This window comes from Duganella guangzhouensis, assembly GCF_009674535.1.
Lineage (GTDB): Bacteria > Pseudomonadota > Gammaproteobacteria > Burkholderiales > Burkholderiaceae_D > Rugamonas > Rugamonas guangzhouensis.
The window spans coordinates 1-17,851 of the sequence record NZ_WKJK01000016.1 but is presented as its reverse complement, the minus strand read 5'-3'; the positions used below and the strand labels follow the sequence as shown (position 1 = coordinate 17,851).

General features: G+C 62.7%; 17 protein-coding genes. 9 read left to right on the top strand and 8 right to left on the bottom strand.

The genetic code is table 11. The annotated features are described in order from the left end of the window. Positions 1-4: 4 nt before the first annotated feature. Entirely contained in the window at positions 5-442 is a 438-nt protein-coding gene (locus GJ699_RS25245) for a hypothetical protein (protein ID WP_154381569.1), read from the bottom strand. Positions 443-665: 223 nt separating this feature from the next. Between GJ699_RS25245 and GJ699_RS25240 the strand changes: the two genes are divergently transcribed. Beyond that, positions 666-2,282, top strand: a complete 1,617-nt coding sequence (locus GJ699_RS25240; RefSeq protein ID WP_154381567.1) for an ATP-binding cassette domain-containing protein — start codon at positions 666-668, stop codon at positions 2,280-2,282. Here GJ699_RS25240 and GJ699_RS25235 read toward each other — a convergent pair. Continuing rightward, positions 2,263-4,245: a glycoside hydrolase family 97 protein gene (locus GJ699_RS25235; protein WP_154381565.1), complete on the bottom strand. Its 1,983-nt coding sequence runs from the start codon at positions 4,243-4,245 to the stop codon at positions 2,263-2,265. The genes GJ699_RS25240 and GJ699_RS25235 overlap by 20 nt on opposite strands. 115 nt (positions 4,246-4,360) lie before the next feature. Here GJ699_RS25235 and GJ699_RS25230 point away from each other — a divergent pair, with 115 nt between their 5' ends. After that, positions 4,361-5,413 (top strand): serine hydrolase domain-containing protein, encoded by a 1,053-nt coding sequence (locus GJ699_RS25230; protein WP_154381563.1) that lies wholly within the window; start codon positions 4,361-4,363, stop codon positions 5,411-5,413. Between the two features lie 3 nt (positions 5,414-5,416). Here GJ699_RS25230 and GJ699_RS25225 read toward each other — a convergent pair whose 3' ends face one another. Next, positions 5,417-5,914 (bottom strand): hypothetical protein, encoded by a 498-nt coding sequence (locus GJ699_RS25225; protein WP_154381561.1) that lies wholly within the window; start codon positions 5,912-5,914, stop codon positions 5,417-5,419. Positions 5,915-6,112: 198 nt separating this feature from the next. Between GJ699_RS25225 and lpxO the strand changes: the two genes are divergently transcribed. From lpxO to GJ699_RS25195, 6 genes are all read left to right on the top strand, one after another. Continuing rightward, complete coding sequence (gene lpxO / locus GJ699_RS25220; RefSeq protein WP_154381559.1) at positions 6,113-7,012, top strand: lipid A hydroxylase LpxO; 900 nt, start codon at positions 6,113-6,115, stop codon at positions 7,010-7,012. Positions 7,013-7,215: 203 nt separating this feature from the next. Continuing rightward, complete coding sequence (locus GJ699_RS25215) at positions 7,216-8,082, top strand: branched-chain amino acid ABC transporter permease (protein WP_154381557.1); 867 nt, start codon at positions 7,216-7,218, stop codon at positions 8,080-8,082. Next, complete coding sequence (locus GJ699_RS25210) at positions 8,079-9,068, top strand: branched-chain amino acid ABC transporter permease (protein ID WP_154381555.1); 990 nt, start codon at positions 8,079-8,081, stop codon at positions 9,066-9,068. The genes GJ699_RS25215 and GJ699_RS25210 overlap by 4 nt, the downstream gene beginning before the upstream one ends. Beyond that, positions 9,065-9,817 carry an ABC transporter ATP-binding protein gene (locus GJ699_RS25205; RefSeq protein WP_154381553.1) on the top strand — a complete coding sequence of 251 codons (753 nt, stop codon included), beginning with the start codon at positions 9,065-9,067 and terminating at the stop codon, positions 9,815-9,817. Before GJ699_RS25210 ends, GJ699_RS25205 begins: the two co-directional genes overlap by 4 nt. Further along, positions 9,810-10,511 (top strand): ABC transporter ATP-binding protein, encoded by a 702-nt coding sequence (locus GJ699_RS25200; protein WP_154381551.1) that lies wholly within the window; start codon positions 9,810-9,812, stop codon positions 10,509-10,511. Before GJ699_RS25205 ends, GJ699_RS25200 begins: the two co-directional genes overlap by 8 nt. Positions 10,512-10,570: 59 nt before the next feature. Continuing rightward, a complete protein-coding gene (locus GJ699_RS25195; RefSeq protein WP_154381549.1) occupies positions 10,571-11,761 on the top strand; it encodes an ABC transporter substrate-binding protein in 1,191 nt (396 codons plus the stop codon). On the opposite strand, the gene GJ699_RS25190 is transcribed toward GJ699_RS25195, so the two are convergent. From GJ699_RS25190 to GJ699_RS25170, 5 genes are all read right to left on the bottom strand, one after another. Continuing rightward, positions 11,742-12,302, bottom strand: coding sequence for a hypothetical protein (locus GJ699_RS25190; protein WP_154381547.1), 561 nt, complete (start codon positions 12,300-12,302; stop codon positions 11,742-11,744). The genes GJ699_RS25195 and GJ699_RS25190 overlap by 20 nt on opposite strands. Positions 12,303-12,420: 118 nt before the next feature. After that, complete coding sequence (locus tag GJ699_RS25185; protein ID WP_154381545.1) at positions 12,421-13,371, bottom strand: aldo/keto reductase; 951 nt, start codon at positions 13,369-13,371, stop codon at positions 12,421-12,423. Between the two features lie 10 nt (positions 13,372-13,381). Beyond that, a complete protein-coding gene (locus GJ699_RS25180; RefSeq protein ID WP_154381543.1) occupies positions 13,382-15,286 on the bottom strand; it encodes a RiPP maturation radical SAM C-methyltransferase in 1,905 nt (634 codons plus the stop codon). Beyond that, positions 15,283-16,524: an aKG-HExxH-type peptide beta-hydroxylase gene (locus GJ699_RS25175; RefSeq protein WP_154381541.1), complete on the bottom strand. Its 1,242-nt coding sequence runs from the start codon at positions 16,522-16,524 to the stop codon at positions 15,283-15,285. Before GJ699_RS25175 ends, GJ699_RS25180 begins: the two co-directional genes overlap by 4 nt. 83 nt (positions 16,525-16,607) lie before the next feature. Then, positions 16,608-16,823, bottom strand: a complete 216-nt coding sequence (locus GJ699_RS25170) for a hypothetical protein (RefSeq protein WP_154381539.1) — start codon at positions 16,821-16,823, stop codon at positions 16,608-16,610. A 156-nt stretch (positions 16,824-16,979) separates the two neighbouring features. Between GJ699_RS25170 and GJ699_RS25165 the strand changes: the two genes are divergently transcribed. Beyond that, a complete protein-coding gene (locus GJ699_RS25165) occupies positions 16,980-17,144 on the top strand; it encodes a hypothetical protein (protein ID WP_154381537.1) in 165 nt (54 codons plus the stop codon). Positions 17,145-17,851 lie beyond the last annotated feature (707 nt).

Here is a 17,851-nt window from a genome sequence, read left to right as displayed (position 1 = left end):
CGCCTTAGCCGTTTTCAGGCGCGCGCCGGCGCCGGTGCGGCTCGAACAGCACGCGCATCACGGTGGCGGTATTCAAGCCGTACATGCGCAGCAGGCTTTCAGCATAATGACGATCGGCGCTGCTCGATAGCGCGATGGCGCGCTCGACCGCCACAGCCGCCGACTGATTGCTGCGCGGCGCCGGTTTGGGCGTGTCGACGGCGGCCCGCTGCGTCATGCCATGTTCCGCTTGCTTTGCCCGTGCATCGCGCACGGCCGGGTGCAGCGCATCGCCGCAGCGGCGGGGACCGTCCTTGGACAAGACCCTGACCGCCGTGGCCGGCTTCACCTGCCGGCCGGCCAGATAATGCCAGGCACGGATGCATCCCCACTGGGTATCGATCTGGATCGCGGCATTGATGACTTGCGCGGCCTGGAGGTCGACTCTTTTCTCGATAGACATAAGGACTCCTTGCACCGTCCAGCCTGTACACCAGGTTGGGCCGGCCAGGCGGCAGGCCCCACTATACGCCGATTGCGCGCCAGCGGGTTGCCGTCGTGACCCTGTGTGTTATAGTCGACGTTCACCACTCATGAGGTATTCGTCCGATGCGCAAATGATGCCGCAGTCTTGCTGACCGCGTGTCCCCACCGGGGACGGTTTTCACACATCATTTGGAATCCCCATGACGAATACCTGTCTGACGCTGCAAGGCGTCTGCTTCACGCTGGCCGATGGCCGCATCCTCTTTCATGATCTGAACGAAGTCTTCGACCAGCGCCGCACCGCGCTGGTGGGCGCCAACGGCGCGGGCAAGAGCGTGCTGGCACGGCTGCTGGCCGGCGCCTTGGCGCCATCCGCCGGCCACTGCCTGCGTGGCGGTACGGTGTATTACCTGGCGCAGCAGATCGCGCCGGCCGCCACGGTGGCCGAGCTGGCCGGCGTGCAGCCGGCGCTGGCGGCCTTGCGGCGCATCGAGCACGGCAGCGCCGATCCGGCCGACTTCGATCTGCTGGCGGAGCGCTGGGACTTGCGCGAGCGTCTGAAGGCCGAACTGGATCGCTGCGGCCTGCCGCATCTGCAGCCCGACACGGCGGCCGCGACGTTGAGCGGCGGCGAGGCCATGCGCGTGGCGCTGGCCGGCGCCTGGTTGTCCGATGCCGATTTTCTGATCCTCGATGAACCCAGCAACCATCTTGACCACGCCAACCGGACGGCCCTGTTGGCACAGTTGCGGCGCTGGCCGAACGGGCTGCTGGTGATTAGCCACGATCGCGCGTTATTGGCGCAGATGGAGCGCATCGTCGAGCTGTCGCCGCTGGGCCTGCGCAGCTATGGAGGCGATTATGCCTTCTACGCCGACTGCAAGCGCGCCGAAACCGACAGCGCGCAGCGCTTGCTGGAGCAGCGCAAGCTGGAACGCAAGCGCGAGACGCAGGCCATGCGCGAGCAGCAGGAGCGGCAGCAGCGCCGCCAGGCCCATGGCGCCAGTGAGGGGCGCGATGCCAATCAGGCCAACATTCTGCTGGGCGGCCAGAAGAACCGCGCGCAGGCCAGCGCTGGCAAGCTGCGGCAGCAGCACGCGGTACAGCAGGAACGTCTGTCGCGTCAGGTGCGCGAGGCCGCGCGGCACATCGTGCCGACTGGCGCCATCGCCATGCACGCCATGGCCGGGGAGCAGGTTGCGCGTCAGCGCATGGCGCAGCTGGATAGCGTGGTGCTGCCTTATGGCGTGCCGGACGCGCTGTCGCTGACCATCAGCGGCCAGCAGCGCATCGGCGTCACCGGCGCCAACGGCAGCGGCAAATCGACTCTGCTCAAGTTATTAGCCGGCCAACTGGCGCCGCGCTCAGGTCATTGCGAGGTACGTGCGCGTACGGCTTATCTCGATCAGCAACTGGCGCAGCTGGAGCCGCAGCGGTCCGCCGTGGCGCATCTGCTGGCGGTTAACCGCGAGGCTGGCGAAGCCGCGCTGCGCACCCATCTCGCGCAAATGGGCATGGACGCGCAACTGGCGGCGGCGCCAGTCGGCACGCTGAGTGGCGGCGAGCGCCTGAAAGTGGCGCTGGCCTGTGCCTTGTATGCGGCGCCAGCGGCACAATTGCTGTTGCTGGATGAGCCGAGCAACCACCTTGACCTGCCAACGCTGCAAGCGCTGGAAGCCATGTTGCGCCAGTATCGGGGCGCGTTTCTGGTGGTGTCGCATGACGAAGTGTTCCTGCAGGCGCTGCAATTGAGCCATCGCCTGCAGGTGGGCGCCGATGGTTGGACGCTGGAGGCGGTTAGCGAGGAGTGGCCTTGAGTACCGCCACCGCGCCGCCGGATGGCGCCAACGTGAGTGTCAGGGTTTGCCCGGCGCTGACGGTGCTGCCGCTGGCGGCGAGATGGTTGGCGTCGGCGCCGTCCTGCAGCAGTTGCGCGCTGTAGCTGCCCTTGTCGAGGAAGGACAGCGGCACTTTCAGCGTGCGGCCGGATTCGTTGGTCATGGCACCGATATACCAGGTGTCGCCCTTGCGCCGCGCCGAGACGATGTACTCTCCGATGTCGCCGGCGAGGATGCGGGTTTCATCCCATGACGTTGGCACGGTCTGGATGAATTGCGCGCCATCGGCCCAGCTGCCGTCGGCGTTCTTGTAGGCAGACGGGCTGTCGGACACCATCTGGAACGGGCTGTCATACACCACGTACATGGCGATCGCCTGGCCGCGTGTGGTCATCACCTGTGGCTCGTGGTTGCGCGATATGAAGCTGGATGGTGTGGCGTTGTGGAAGCCGCCCGGCGTGTAATCCATCGGCCCCAGGATCATGCGCGTGAACGGCAGCGTGACGTTGTGGGTCGCGGTGATGCGCGCGCTCCACTTGTTGTTCTCGGCACCGAGCACGCCTTCCTGCGTGATGTAGTTGGGCCAGGTGCGGTTCAAGCCATTTGGCGGATAGGCGCCGTGCAGATCGACCATCAGATGGTACTGCGCGGCCTTGCTCAACACCTTGTGATACCAGTCGACCATCTCCTGATCGTTACGGTTCATGAAGTCCACCTTGACGCCTTTGATGCCCCAGGCGGCATACTGCTTGAAGGCGGCGTCCATCTGGTTGTCCAGCTGCTGCCACTGCACCCACAGCCACACGCCCACGCCTTGCGACTGCGCGTATTGCATCAGTGCCGGCATGTCCATTTCCGGCTTGGCGCGGGTGACGTCGGCCTGCGGGTTCGGCTCGATGTCGCTGCCGACCGACCAGCCTTCATCGATCAGAATATCGTCCAGCTTCATCTCCTTCGAGAAGTCGATGAAGGCTTTGTAGGTGGCGGTGTTGACGCCGGCGTTGGGCACGTTCACCGCCCAGTCGTTCCACCAGTCCCACGAAGTCTTGGCCGGCTTGATCCAGCTGGTGTCCTGGATTTGCGACGGCGCCGCCAGCGTTGGGATCAGCGAGGAGGCGGCCAGGTCGCCCGGCGCGTCGCCCAGCATCACCACCCGCCACGGCGTGCGGAAGCCTTGGCCGTTCAGCTGCACGCTGGCGGAGACGGTTTTGCGGAAGCGATAGTCGCGGTTGTTGTCGAAGCGCGGCGGTAGCGTCACCATCACGCCCAGGCCGGCGTCGCCGCGACCGGACAGGTAAAAGCCGGGATAATCCTTGACGTCCGATTCGGCGATGGCGAAGGTGGTGCCGCCGGTGCCGGTCTTGCACACCAGCGGCGCCATGTAGTTGTGGAAGTTGCGGATTTTGGACGCGCGCACCTGATCGTATTCAGCCTCGAAGCTGGTGTCGAAGCGGCCCATGTTGGCGCCCCAGCACTCGTAGTCGCGCGCGAAATTGAACTGCGTGGCCTCGTTCATCACCTTGAACGATTTGAGGCCGGCCTGCTCCGGCACCACGTAGCGCACGGCGACGCCGTGGTCGTAGGCGCGCACCAGCAGATGGAATTGCGGTTTGCCGTTGAAGGACAGGTCGGACTGGTTGTAGTGATCCGGCGCGCTGCGCGCCTTGCCGACCACGATGTCGTAGGTGTCGCGCACGCTGGTCTCGGCGTGGCCGGCCAGCTTGGCGCCGGGGCCGATGGCGCCGATGTCCAGATTCAGACCGAGTGGCGATGGTTCGAGTATGCGCTTGCCGTCGCGGCTCAGCGACCAGGTCAGCTTGTCGCTGTCGATGCTGACCGCGTTGCGGCCATCGGGCGATTTGACGGTGACGATGTCGGCGTGCGCGGCTGAAGCCAGCGCGGTGAGGACAAACAGGCTTGCGGCGCGGGTGGTGTGTGCCATGGATGCGGGTCTCCGGATTTATTTTATGATTGCTGCTTATTCTGCAATTCTCGCAATCGTCCCGCAATTGCGAAATTCACCAAGCGCGGGCATATTTATTCATCCTGGAGGGAAGATGGTGAGTCGTCGTCAATGTATGGGCGTGGCCGGCGCGGCGGCTTTCGGCCGGCTGATGCCGGCGCTGGACGCGTATCCGGACTTTAACGGCACCATCGTCGCCGGACGCGGTGGCGATATCTGGTTCAGCAAGGCGGTGGGCTGGGCCGATCCGCAGGCCGGCACTCGCATGACGCTGAACACGCGCTTTGAAACCGGCTCGGTGTCGAAGTGGATCGCGGCGATGGTGGTGCTGAAGCTGGCCGACCAGGGACGCTTGTCGCTGCAGGCGCCGATCACGCGCTATGTGCCGGAGTATCGGGCCGACACCGGCGCGCGCCTGACGCTGCGCGATTTGATGAGTCATTCCAGCGGCATCCCCAACGACATCATCGCCGCCCGCAAGGCCGATCCACAGATACGCTCAGTGGAACTGGAGCAGATGGACGCGGTGCGGCGCTACGCCAGCGGCGATCTGCGCTTCGAGCCTGGCAGTACCTTCGACTACTCGCATTCGAACTGGCTGGTGGTGAAGGCGATCGTGGAGCGCGTCAGCGGACAGGCTTACCGCGACTGCGTGCAGCAATGGCTGGTGCAGCCGCTGGCACTGCGCGACAGCGGCATCTTCCACGGCGAGTTCACTCCCGCCGTTGCTGGCGCGGCGCTGGCGTATGCGGGCGTGGCGCCGGCCATCGAGCGCAAACTGAGTCCGATGCCGGATTTCCTGGCCATGGCGGGCGGCTACTACAGCAGCGCGCCCGACATGCTGCGCTTGATGGACGGCGTGCTGGCGGGCGACATCCTCAGTCCGGCCTCGCGCGCCACGCTGATGCGGGTGGTGATGCCGGACCAGCACTATGCGCTGGGCGGCCGCACGCAAGTCGAAACCATCGCCGGCCAAGCGCGCGAGGCGGCCTGGGAAGATGGCTCGAATGGCGGCTTCCGGCTGGTGTCACGCCGCGTGCTGGCCGATGGCTACAGCGTGGTGGTGTTCAACAACAGCAGTTATGACCACCGCAAGCTGGGCGAACTGGCCAGCGCGGTGATGGAAGCCATCTACGCGCCGGCCTGACGCTTATTCGAACTGGATGCGGGTAATGTAGTAAGCGCTGTACGGATTGGCCTGCGCCTGCCAGGCGATGCCGTCGATGGTCTTGCCGTCTACCGCGAGTTCCTTCAGCGGCACTTCCACCTGGGCCCAGGTCTTGGCCTTGGGTTGGATCACGTAGCTGGATTCGACCGGCTTGCCGTCGACCATGGCCTTGATGGTCAGGCTCTGGCCGCCCTGGGCGCCGCCGTTGATGGTGAAGGTCAGCTTGGTGTAGCCGGTGGTGGGGAAGGCATCGTGATGCAGGGCCAGCGCGCTCCACGGATCGCCCTGCACCTTGATCGGCTTGGCGCCGCTGACCGGCACGCTCAGGTCGACCTTGGCCCAGCTCCAGCTTTGCCAGCCGTTTTTGAGTTCATCGTCGTACACGACGAAAGGTTGGGTTTGCGTTTGAGCTTGGGCGGGGCGCATCAGCCCTGCGGCCAGGCCGGCCAGGGCCGCCAGCGCGCTGCGACGGTTAGTCATGGGTGTCTCCAGTGTGATTTTTGTAGTAGCGAAAAATGTACCGCCGACGCGCCGACTTTTCAATCCGTAGCCGCTTTTTGCATGGCTGTTTAGTCAGTTGCACGCAACTTAACAGCCGGCCGGAAGAGGGGCTGCTGAGCAAATCGCGGGAGATGATGCGATAATAGAAGGTCCATTCATTCAGAGAGTAGAGGGGCTATGAAATTAGCCTTAGTTGGTTTTTTCTTTTTAGCAGTATTGCATATTCACTTCCGCGGCAAAGTGCGGCTGCCGTTCGCGCGTCAATTGTTCGACCACTCGTCGTTCATGGCGCCGATCAATCTGTTCATGCACGTGTTCTCGCGCGCGCCTTCGAAGCCGTATCTGGACCTGCGCCAGTTCCCGGAACTCGATCCGCTGCAGCAGAACTGGCAAATCATCCGCGCCGAAGCGGAGAACCTGCTGGCGCTGCAAAAGATCAAGGCGGCCGAGCAGAATAACGATGCCGGTTTCAATTCCTTCTTCAAGAGCGGCTGGAAGCGCTTTTACCTGAAGTGGTACGACGCCAGCCACCCATCGGCCGAGCAGCTGTGCCCGCAGACTTTTGCGCTGCTGCGCAACATCCCGACGGTGAAGGCGGCGATGTTTGCCGAGCTGCCGCCGGGCGCCAAGCTGAATCCGCACCGCGATCCGTATGCCGGTTCGCTGCGCTATCACCTGGGCCTGATCACGCCGAATGACGACAGCTGCTTCATCGATGTCGACGGCGAGCGCCACAGCTGGCGCGATGGCCAGGGTGTGATGTTCGACGAGACCTATATTCACTGGGCGCTCAACGGCAGTAATATCGATCGCGTGATTCTGTTCTGCGACGTCGAACGGCCGATGCGCTTCCGCTGGGCGGCGGCGATTAACCGCTTCCTCGGCCGCACCATGATGACCGCCGCCAGCTCGCCCAACGAGACCGGCGACCAGACCGGTCTGGTGAGCAAGCTGTTCAAGATCTCGTTCGTCATGGGCCAGTACCGTCGCCGCTACAAGGCGTGGAACAAGAGCGCCTACAAGGCCACCAAGGTGGGCCTGATCGTCGCCGTTGCCGCGCTGATCTATTACATCTGACCCACGGTTCCACTGTTGGTTTCGGTCCCTCCGATAAGCAAATTCGCGCAATAAACCTGTATTTTCCGCCCCTCGATTCCTGAATTAGATGAGAATCGAGGCATAAATACAGGATTACGCAAGAATAATCTTAAGGAGACACGGATGGCCGATGGCATTCGCTGGACCATGCTCGTCACTTTCTTTATGAAAGTGAGTGAGTCATGATGGGCAATTTCCTTGGTGTGCTGTTTGACGGCATCGCTTATGGCAGTCTGCTGTTTCTGATCGGAGTGGGCCTGTCGGTGACGATGGGCCTGATGAACTTCGTCAACCTGGCGCATGGCGCTTTTGCCATGTTGGGCGGTTATGTCTGCGTGCAGTTGCTGACGCGACTGGGACTGCCCTTCCTCGCCACACTTCCCCTGGCCTTCGTGGCCGCCGCCATCGCCGGCCTGGCGCTGGAACGTACTCTCTACCGTCGTCTGTATCGCGCCACCCATCTGGACCAGGTGCTGTTCTCGATCGGCCTGACCTTTATGGCGATGGCCGGCGCCACCTACTTCTTTGGCCCCAGCCAGCAGCCGGTGACGCTGCCGGATTGGCTGCGTGGCCAGATTCCTGTGCTGGGGCTGGATCTGGGCGCTTATCGTTTGTTCCTGATCGGTGCGGTGGTGTTGGTGACCATCGGCCTGGTGCTGCTGATTGAGCGTACCCGCTTCGGCGCGCAGATCCGCGCCTCGGTCGATAACCAGGTGGCAGCGGCCGGCCTGGGCATCAATGTCGGACTGGTGTTCAGCATGACGTTTGCGCTGGGCTCCGGCCTGGCTGGCTTGGGTGGCGCGCTCGGCATCGATGTGCTGGGGCTGGACCCGAATTTCCCGGTCAAATACATGGTGTACTTCCTGCTGGTGGTGGCGGTGGGCGGCGCCGGCACCATACGCGGTCCGCTGCTGGCCGCGCTGGTGCTGGGCGTGTGCGATGTGGCCGGCAAATACTATGTGCCGCAGATGGGCGCGTTCGTGATCTACGCGCTGATGGTGGTGCTGCTGATCGCCTTCCCGGCGGGTCTGGTCAGGAGGAAGGCATGAGTGGCGTCACTGCCGTGCTGCCGCCGCCGCGCCTGCCTGATGGTCGCTGGAAGCCGATGGAAATCGTGTTCTGGCTGTTGCCGGTGGCTGCTTACTTTGGTTTCCCCGGCCATCTGGTGCTGCTCAGCCAGATCCTGATTGTCGGCCTGTTCGCGCTGTCGCTGGACGTTATCCTCGGCTATGCCGGCATCGTCTCGCTCGGCCACGCCGCCTTCTTTGGGCTGGGTGCTTACACCGCCGGCCTGCTGTCAGTGCACGGCTGGGGCGAGCCGATCAGCGGTCTGCTGGCCGCCGCCGCCGTGGCCGCGCTGTTTGGCTGGATCACCAGCTTCCTGGTGGTGCGCGGTCAGGATCTGACCCGGTTGATGGTCACGCTGGGCATCGGCCTGATGCTGTTTGAAGCGGCCAACAAGGCATCCTTCCTTACCGGCGGCGTCGACGGCCTGTCCGGCATGATGGTCCAGCCGGTGCTGGGCGTGTTCGAGTTCGACCTGGAGGGCCGGGTGGCCAGCATCTATAGCTACTGCGTGCTGTTGCTGCTGTTCATAGGCGTGCGGCGTGTGGTGCAGTCGCCATTCGGCCTGTCACTGGTGGGCATCCGCGAAGGTGCGCGCCGCATGCCGGCCGTGGGCGCCGACGTCAACAGCCGGCTGCGCGCCGCCTTCACCGTCGGCGCCGGGCTGGCCGGCGTTGCCGGCGCGCTGCTGGCGCAAACCACGCAATTCGTCGCGCTGGACGTGCTGAGCTTCCCGCGTTCGGCCGAGTTGATGATTATCCTGGTGCTGGGCGGCACCGGCCGCCTGTACGGCGCGCTGGTCGGCGCTGCCGTGTTCATGGTGGCGCAGGACTACATCGCCGGGCTCGATCCGACCTACTGGCAGTTTTACCTGGGCCTGCTGCTGGTGCTGATCGTAATGTTTGCGCGCGGCGGCGTCATGGCCGGGCTGGAGCGCCTGTACCGTGTGTTCGTCAAGGAGCAAGCATGACGCCGACCCTGCGCACCGAGCTGCTGTGCAAACGCTGGGGCGGCTTTGCCGCCAACACTGATGTCTCGCTGACCTTCGAACCGGGCGCGCGTCACGCGCTGATCGGCCCTAACGGTGCCGGCAAGACCACCTTCATCAACCTGCTGACCGGCGCGTTTGCGCCGACCTCGGGCAAGGTGTGGCTGGGCGACAGCGACATCAGCGGCCTGTCGCAGCATGAGCGCGTCAAGCGCGGCATGACGCGCACTTTCCAGATCAACACCCTGTTCGGTGGCATGACGGTGCTGGCCTCGGTGGTGCTGGCGATTAACGAGCGGCGCGGCCTGCACCACGTGTGGTGGAAGACCGTGGCCGCGCACCGCGACGTGGTGGACGAGGCGATGGCGCTGCTGACTTCGCTGAAGCTGGCCGATCAGGCCAACACCATCACCGCCAGCATGGCCTACGGCAAGCAGCGCCTGGTCGAGATCGCGCTGGCGCTGGCCACCAAGCCGCAGATCCTGCTGCTGGACGAGCCGGCCGCCGGCATCCCGCAGGCCGAAAGCCGCGAACTGTTCGAGGTGATCGCGCAACTGCCGCGCGACGTCACCATCCTGTTCATCGAGCACGATATGGGACTGGTGTTCCGCTTTGCCGAACGCATCACGGTACTGGTGGCCGGCAAGGTGCTGACCGAGGGCACGCCGGAGCAAATCGCCGCCGATCCGCGCGTGCGCGAAGTCTATCTGGGAGAGGCCGAACATGCCTGAACTGATAACACTGGAGCGGGTGAGCGCCGGCTATGGCGCCGCCGTGGTGCTGGAAGATATTTCGTTCGCGCTGAACGAGGGCGACAGCCTGGCACTGCTGGGCCGCAACGGCGTCGGCAAGACCAGCCTGCTGGTGACGCTGATGGGACTGACCCGTTTGCATAGCGGCAGCTTACGCTGGAGCGGCGCCGATCTGGCGCGGCTGCCGACCTGGAAGCGCGCCCGCGTCGGCCTGGGCTGGGTGCCGCAGGAGCGTCACATGTTCCCCTCGCTGACGGTGGAAGAACACCTGACCGTGGTGGCGCGGCCGGGGCCGTGGAACCTGCGCAAAATTTACGAGCTGTTCCCGCGTCTGCAGGAACGGCGTCAGAACATGGGCAATGCGCTGTCCGGCGGCGAGCAGCAGATGCTGGCCATCGCCCGCGCGCTGATGACCAACCCGCGCATTCTGCTGCTGGACGAGCCGATGGAAGGGCTGGCACCCATCATCGTGCAGGAGCTGGTGCGGGTGCTGCGGCGGCTGGTATCGGAAGAGGGCATGACGGTGATCGTGGTCGAACAGCATGCGCGGCTAGCGCTGTCGCTGACCGCGCGCGCCATCGTGCTCGATCGCGGCCGCATTGTTCATGAATCCGACAGCGCCAGTCTGCTGGCCGACAACGCGCAGCTGGATCGGCTGGTGTCGGTTGCCTGAAGTGTGTTTTCATCCTCCCGGTTGCCGGGGTCATCTAGTAAAAAATCAAAGGAGACAAGATGTCCAAACCGATCGATACACAACGCCGCCAACTGATGCTGGGCGGCGCCGCCATGCTGGCCAGCGGCGTGCTGCCCAGCGCCCTGGCCGCCAGTTCGGGGCCGTTGAAGGTGGGGCTGATTTTGCCGATGTCCGGCCCGTTCGCGTCCACCGGCCGGCAGATCGACGCCGCCGTCAAACTGTTCCTGCAGCAGAATGGCAGCACGGTGGCCGGGCGCCAGATTGAAGTGATCCTCAAGGATGACGGCGGCGTGTCGCCGGACGTCACCAAGCGGCTGGCGCAGGAGCTGGTATCGCGCGACAAGGTCGAAGTGCTGGCTGGCTTCGGCCTGACCCCGCTGGCGCTGGCCACGGCGCCGATCGCCACCCAGGCCAAGGTGCCGATGATCGTGATGGCGGCCGCCACCTCGATCATCCCGCAGCGTTCGCCATACATCGTGCGCAGCGGCTTCACCGTGCCGCAGATCACCGCGCCGCTGGCCGATTGGGCACCGAAGAACAAGATCAAGAGTGTGGTCACGATGGTGACCGATTACGGTCCCGGCCTGGATGCGGAAAAGACCTTTGTGCCGCGCTTCACCAGTGGCGGCGGCAAGGTACTGGACAGTCTGCGCACGCCGCTGCGCAATCCGGATTACGCGCCGTTCCTGGCGCGGGTGAAGGATCTGAAGCCGGATGCGCTGTTCGTGTTCGTGCCGTCCGGCGAGGGCGCGGCGGTGATGAAGCAGTTCACCGATCGCGGACTGGGCGCGGCCGGCATCCGCCTGATTTGCACCGGCGACGTGCTGGATGACGATTTGATGGAGAGCATCGGCAGCGCGTCGGATGGCGTGGTCAGCACCTTCCACTATTCGGCCGCGCACCCATCGGCGGAGAACAAGGCATATGTGGCGGCGTTTGAAAAAGCCAACAAGGGCATGCGGCCGAATATGCATTCGGTGGGCGGCTACGACGGCATGAAGCTGCTCTACCTGGCGCTGGCCAAAACCGGCGGCGACAGCAGTGGCGACAAGCTGCTGGAAGCGATGAAAGGCATGGCCTGGATCAGCCCGCGCGGCCCGGTGCAAATCGACGCAGCCACCCGCGACATGGTGCAGGACGTGTACTACCGCAAAGCCGAGAAGGTCAATGGCGGCATGTACAACGTCGAGTTCGACAAGATCGAGAAGTTCAAAGATCCTGGCGTTTGATCGGGCGGGCGAGAGCAGCGCGGGCGATGCTTTCAGCGAACAGTGGCGTTTCGCGACGATTGTGATCGCCGGAGGATTGCTGGCGATCCGAGCAAGCCTTTTCCCACGAAATGTCGTGCTGCTTGATGAAGGCCAGGAATTCCTCGGCCGGATGCGAGATCACTGCGTTGGTGTACTCGGTGCGGTGGGCGTCGATCTTTTTCGCGCTCAGATCCCAGATCACCTGCACTTTGGTGCGGCCAAGCGGCGTGAAGACATCGGAAGTCGACACCATGCGGCAATGCGCGGCTTCGGTGACTTCACCCACGTAGTGCTGCACCACCAGGCCAGTGCCGATCATTTCGACATTGATCGACATGCGGCGGCCATCATCGGTGTAAGTGGCGCCAGCGGCGATATGGTCTGGTGGGGCGCAACGCTGGTACTCCGCATCCGGCAGCGTGAACAGCCATTTGGCGATGTCGACCTTTTCGAACGGCACATCAATGATGTGGCTGAACGCGGATTGCGACAAGACCAGATCGGAACGGATAACAGTCATGATAATTCTCCTGAAATGAAGTGTGTAAACACGGGCGTTTTTCAGGTTTCATCATCGCAAGCGGTGCATGCTCGGGACAATCGCATAGGATATGGGCAGGCGCCTCTCTTTGGATGAGTCAGCGCATGTCGCAGTCAGCTGTCGCCAGCTCCAGCTGGTGAAAGTGGGGCAAGGCGGTCGCCGCCGCGTTCTCGCGAGCCTGCTCGGGCGTCTTGATGCCGACGATGGTGGTGGCGATAGCGGGCTCGTCCAACACGAAGCGCAGCGCAGCCTGAGCCAGCGTGATGCCAGGCTGCTCCAGTCGCCGCACTGCCTCGACCAGCGTGCAGAACAGCTGTCGCCGAGCCTGCGGCCAGCGGCCGCGATTGTCGCCGGGGCCGTAGTGGGTGTCGATAGCATGTCGTCCGGACAAATAGCCTGCCGCCAGCGGCTCGCGCGCGATCACGCCCACGCCCTGCGCCATGGCCGGTTCGAACAGCACGTCCAGCGAAGTTTCCGGGTGCAGCAGCGAGAACAGGTTGTACACCAGTTGCAGCGTTTGCGGCCGGCCATCGCGCAGACAAATTTCCCCGTCCGCCGGCGTGTGGATCGATACGCCGTGATGGCGTATCTTGCCGGCCGTTTGCAAGCGCGCCAGCACGTCAAACACTTCGCCCCGCTCGACTACTTCCGGTGGCGGGTTGTGCAATTGGTAGAGATCGAGATAGTCGCGATCTAGCCGCGCCAGGCTGGCATCGAGCGCGGCCTCGATATAGCCGGGCGACCAGGTTTGATCGGTATCGCCATCGCTGAAACGCCCACCCACTTTGCTGGCGATGACGACCGCATGGCGGCTGCCGGCCAGCCGCAGCGCCTTGCCCAGCAGCGTTTCGCTGTGACCATTGCCGTACACATTGGCGGTATCGAAGAAGGTGATGCCAAGATCGAGCGCCGCATGAATGGCGGCAATCGAGGTTTGGTCGCTGGTTGGCCCGTAACTGTTGCCGGTGCTGTTGCCGCCGATGGCAAAAGCGCCGAAGCCGAGTTCCGACACCAGCAGGTCGGTATTGCCCAGGCGGTTGATGCGCATGTGTTGCTCCTCACCAGTTGGGATTGGCTGGCAGCGCCAGGCTCAAATATTTATCGTCCTCACCGAGCATCAGACCGGCGCCGCAGAATTCATCGAGCGCATCGCGGATGTCGGCCAGCTCGAACTGGTTGTCATCGGACAGCGTGAGCAGATGGTCGGCCACCTGCGCGGGCGAGCGCATGGTCTCGCTGCAATAGGTGTAGATCTCGGCATTGACGCCGCTGATGCGGTAAGTGCCGCTCTGCCCAGGGCCACGGTTGAAATCGATCAGGATCGCGCCATCGATGCGGCGATAGGCCAGCCTCGGTCGGACACCTTCGCGCCATGCCTGTTTCCATTGTTCGATATGCTGATTAGTGGCCGCGTGGACCGCGCTGCTCACCGTGTCGCCCATTTCGTAGTCGAAGAAATAGGCCGCCTTCATCAAGTCCACATGGGACGGGTAGACGTGGGCATAACTGGCTTCGGCCCGCATCTCGGTGACCGGAAAGGCTGGATCGTTGAAGTGCGGCGAGAATCGCTCCAGCCAGATGCGGCCACCCGCGACCGGTGGTTCGAAATGGGTGAGACAGCGCAGCACTTCCAGCTCGCGCTGGTAGTCGGCGCTGGTTTCTCCGGGAAAGCCCCAGATCAGGTTCCAGTTGACGCCGATGCCGTAGTAGGCGCACCACTTCAGGCAGCGCACATTTTGCAACATGGTGCTGCCCTTGCGCATCAGCTTGAGGATCGGCGTGCTCAGGCTTTCAATGCCGGGCTGAACCCGGCGCACGCCACCACGGTATAGCGCGTGGATTTGTTCGCGCGTCAGATTGGCTTTGACCTCGTAGAAGAAACAGTAATCGAGCCGGGCCTGTTCGATGGGGCCGAACAGCTGTTTCACATAATCGAGGTCGAGGATGTTATCGACCGCCATGAAGGAGCAGATGCGGTGTTTGTCCGCCAGTTCAGCCAGCTCGGCCAGCATGCGCGGCGCTTGCTTGGCGCGGTAGACCATGCCGTTTCCGTTCAGGCCGCAAAAAGTGCAATGGTGTTTTTGCCCCCACCAGCAGCCGCGCGAACTTTCGTAGGGCAGAGTCCAGGTGGGGCTGTAATGCTCACCCAGGCCGAGCTGGTTGGCGTGTTCGAAGTAGGGGGCGTAGTTGGGAACCGGCAGGGCGTCCAGATTGAGTACCGGCTGCGACTCGCCGCCGTCAACTAGAGATGCACCGCCGCGCGCCGTCACGCCGCCGATGCGCGGCAACCGTTCGCCGCGTGCGATTGCCCGCAGCAATGCGGGAAACGCCAGATCGGCCTCGCCTGAGACGACGTAATCGAGGAAGTCGAAGGCGCGCGCATATTCCCGGCCCATCTCGCCTTCCATATTGGCGCCGCCGAACACGATGGCCACATCGCGGCAGGCATCCTTGATGCGGCGCGCCAGCGCCAGTGAGGCCACGTTTTGCTGGAACATCGAGCTGAAGCCCACTAGCCGGTAGGCGCTCCAGTCGATGGCCTCGAAACTGCGCGCGATAAAGCGGGGCAGGATGCGCTGGCGCAGTTCGGTCAGATAATCCGCCTGCTTGCCCAAGCCCTCGATCCAGCTGAGCTCACTGGGAAAATCGCGCAGAAAGGCCGCTTCATCGGCCGGCGTGGCCGCGCCGAATGCGGCCGGACCGAACAGCCATTCACCCGTCATGTGCGCACGGCGCTCGCACAATTGCTCATAGAGTTCAGGGCCGAGCTGGGCCGACAGGTCCAGATTAAAGTGCAGCAGATCGACTTCGAAGCCGGCCTGTTCCGCGATCGCGCCGAGCAAACCCAGCTGAATCGACGGCCGGTCAGCCGATGCGAAGGGCATGCACACCAGGGCCAGCTTGAAGCTGGGCGCCGGCTTGCTGGAGAGCGGCGGGGTGATAGTTTGTTCCAGCGTCATCATGAGGGCATGCTCCGGTGATCGCTTCCAGGGTGCTGTAGCGCCTGGTGGAGCGGTTCCCACAGCGCGTTGCCAAGCTCGGTCAAGGCACCGCTGTTCTGCAGCGGGGCTTCAAGCTGGCGCAGCTGTGCTTCCAGCGTGCGCTCGCGGTGGATGAAGGCGTCGGCGCGGAACTCGTGATCGGGCACCATGCCGAGCGCGCGCGCGTTGCGGTAAAACAGCAGCACATTGCCAAAGGCGTGGTAGGCCGCGACGATGTAAAAGATCGGCCGCTCCTTGTTGCGAAATGGCGAGTAGTAGAGGCGGCTATCGCTGCCATCGTCGATTGGACCGAGGCGGTTGATGATGTGCAGGTATTGGTGGCTGGCTTCGTGCACCAGCATCTCGGCCAGCGGCCAGCGATATGGGTGGTCGCAGACGCAGATCACGCCAGGGGAATACTTTTCGCTGCCGCTGTTGAACATCGCCGGCCTGGCGCGCAGCGGCACCAGATCGCGCAGCACGCGGTCGACCCAGGTGACGTAGCTGGGCGAGGTGGCCGCCAGCAGCGCCAGTGCCTGCTGGCAGATGGCCGGCCACGCCGCGTTGCATTGCATGTCGTTGTGGTCGAACTGATAGGCATCGGCATGCAGCAGGCGCCCGGCGGCGGAGGGCGACAAGGCATGGTCGGAGGCAATCTGAAAATGAAAATCCGGATGGCCGCTGGACTGGAATGGGGTTAGCAAGCGCGACTCGCCCGCAGACCAGTTGCCCTGCGCCGCGCGCTGGAAGTGCAGCGTGCGCCAGTGGCCATTGGTCCTCAGTCGCAATGCGATCTTGCCTTGCGTGGCATCGACTTCCAACGCGTCTGCGCGTGGCAGCACCCACTGCGCGAAACGTAGCGAGGCCGGCGCCGGCAAATGCGTTTGCCAGCTGCCGCCATGACCGCATTCGTTCAGGCGCAGGCCGAGCGCCGCCGCACTGCGCGGCAGGTCGTCTTTGGCTTCCGACAGCAGCAGCGCATGGACATCGCCGAAGGCGGCATGCCAGGCAGTGTTGAATTGGGGCGGGTTATCGCGCGTGAGCCAGCTATCGAATAGCGTGTCCAGGCCGGCGGCGGCCTCGGCGAGCGCGCTGCGGTGGCGTTCCAGCAAAACCGCGATGAGGTGGTCGGCATGATCGGTGACGATCAGATCGAGAAGATCCTGGTCGAGTCCGACGTGGGGACAGGAAAAGCCGGCGAAGTTGATTTGCTCAGCCATGTTGAGCACTCCTGATTGACGTGGAAATGAAGACGCAGCCAGGCGCGGGGGAATAATGATTCCCCCGCGCCTGACGGACGCGCTTAGAAACTGATGTTTTGCCCGACCGAACTGCTGATGGCGACGGTGTCGCCCGGCTTGAGCCCGTGCGTGGCGCCGTGAGCGGCCAGCTCGGCGCTCAGTGCGTTTTTCAGTTGCGATCGAAGGCGTAGTTTTGAGTCTTCAGACAAGGTCTTTCCGGTATCGGCGACGGTAAGCGTGTGCTTGGCAACGGCACCGAGTTTTCTTGGATCAGGCATGGCGAACCTCCAGTTGAGCTATCGAATGATCATCGCGTCACGGCGCCGGTGTCGTTCGGTGGCACCGCAGACTTAGTGTCAGACAGGCGATACTGGTAATGGTTCAGCAAGATGGCAAAAAAGATATCAACCACTTTCCGATGGGCCGAGGTGCCAATGGCCATCGTCAAAGTTACACTCACGCCTAAACATAGTAAAAACAATAGCTTATTAGCTGAATCGTCATCCGCATTTTTTGAGAAATTGTCAAAGTTAAGCGCTCGCGGTGGTAAACCTTTGCCGGCGGTTGCTGAACTCTCAACGGCGATTCTTGGCGGATAAAAAACACCGTGACAACATGGATATCTGCATTCGAGGAATGGCGCCAGTTTCTGACCAGCGGTACGGACCAGCAGGTGTTCGCTGTAATGACAGGCCGAGATGAAAATTCCAATCGATTGCGTCAGACTGCCCCATATGCAGGGTTGCTAGCGAAAGCGGACGTTGAAGCTATTTGAATCATGGAAAGCCATTTCCACAATGCACTATGGACGCGACGATGTCTAGAGGAACGCTCAGCTCGCGCGAGGGCAACACGCTAGAACTTCCTTTTATGGCATCGATTTGCAAAATCCTAGGCATCAATTCAAAAGAATTAAACTTCGCGCTCTGTATGCTTTAGGCGAACAAAATCCACGAAAATTGTGACAATTGGTGATAATTTTCCTAATGGCAATCGGTTATTCTTCAGGAAAGAAAAAGATGGCGGTAAATAAATAACATTTACATTAAGTCAATATTTTATTCCTCAGTGTCGCAGAGCCTTATGGGTAAAGGTCAAGATCAAAAAGCTTGGTTGTCCAATGCACGAAAGCAGTTATCGGTTACACATCCGGGGCTGACTTGGGATGCTTTCGCTGAGTGTTAAGTTGCACTGAAATCTGACCCACCTTTCCCACGAATTTGCAACGGAATCTGACCCACGTTAGTAGCACAATTCCCCCTGTCTTTTCGGCAGGAGATCGGAGTGATCGACGTGGCATTGCTAG

What these genes read in the sequence shown, in the direction of transcription:
- GJ699_RS25245 (WP_154381569.1), bottom strand. Translation starts at nt 442, where the DNA reads ATGTCTATCGAGAAAAGAGTCGACCTCCAGGCCGCGCAAGTCATCAAT.
- GJ699_RS25240 (WP_154381567.1), top strand. Translation starts at nt 666, where the DNA reads ATGACGAATACCTGTCTGACGCTGCAAGGCGTCTGCTTCACGCTGGCC.
- GJ699_RS25235 (WP_154381565.1), bottom strand. Translation starts at nt 4,245, where the DNA reads ATGGCACACACCACCCGCGCCGCAAGCCTGTTTGTCCTCACCGCGCTG.
- GJ699_RS25230 (WP_154381563.1), top strand. Translation starts at nt 4,361, where the DNA reads ATGGTGAGTCGTCGTCAATGTATGGGCGTGGCCGGCGCGGCGGCTTTC.
- GJ699_RS25225 (WP_154381561.1), bottom strand. Translation starts at nt 5,914, where the DNA reads ATGACTAACCGTCGCAGCGCGCTGGCGGCCCTGGCCGGCCTGGCCGCA.
- lpxO (WP_154381559.1), top strand. Translation starts at nt 6,113, where the DNA reads ATGAAATTAGCCTTAGTTGGTTTTTTCTTTTTAGCAGTATTGCATATT.
- GJ699_RS25215 (WP_154381557.1), top strand. Translation starts at nt 7,216, where the DNA reads ATGATGGGCAATTTCCTTGGTGTGCTGTTTGACGGCATCGCTTATGGC.
- GJ699_RS25210 (WP_154381555.1), top strand. Translation starts at nt 8,079, where the DNA reads ATGAGTGGCGTCACTGCCGTGCTGCCGCCGCCGCGCCTGCCTGATGGT.
- GJ699_RS25205 (WP_154381553.1), top strand. Translation starts at nt 9,065, where the DNA reads ATGACGCCGACCCTGCGCACCGAGCTGCTGTGCAAACGCTGGGGCGGC.
- GJ699_RS25200 (WP_154381551.1), top strand. Translation starts at nt 9,810, where the DNA reads ATGCCTGAACTGATAACACTGGAGCGGGTGAGCGCCGGCTATGGCGCC.
- GJ699_RS25195 (WP_154381549.1), top strand. Translation starts at nt 10,571, where the DNA reads ATGTCCAAACCGATCGATACACAACGCCGCCAACTGATGCTGGGCGGC.
- GJ699_RS25190 (WP_154381547.1), bottom strand. Translation starts at nt 12,302, where the DNA reads ATGACTGTTATCCGTTCCGATCTGGTCTTGTCGCAATCCGCGTTCAGC.
- GJ699_RS25185 (WP_154381545.1), bottom strand. Translation starts at nt 13,371, where the DNA reads ATGCGCATCAACCGCCTGGGCAATACCGACCTGCTGGTGTCGGAACTC.
- GJ699_RS25180 (WP_154381543.1), bottom strand. Translation starts at nt 15,286, where the DNA reads ATGATGACGCTGGAACAAACTATCACCCCGCCGCTCTCCAGCAAGCCG.
- GJ699_RS25175 (WP_154381541.1), bottom strand. Translation starts at nt 16,524, where the DNA reads ATGGCTGAGCAAATCAACTTCGCCGGCTTTTCCTGTCCCCACGTCGGA.
- GJ699_RS25170 (WP_154381539.1), bottom strand. Translation starts at nt 16,823, where the DNA reads ATGCCTGATCCAAGAAAACTCGGTGCCGTTGCCAAGCACACGCTTACC.
- GJ699_RS25165 (WP_154381537.1), top strand. Translation starts at nt 16,980, where the DNA reads ATGGCCATCGTCAAAGTTACACTCACGCCTAAACATAGTAAAAACAAT.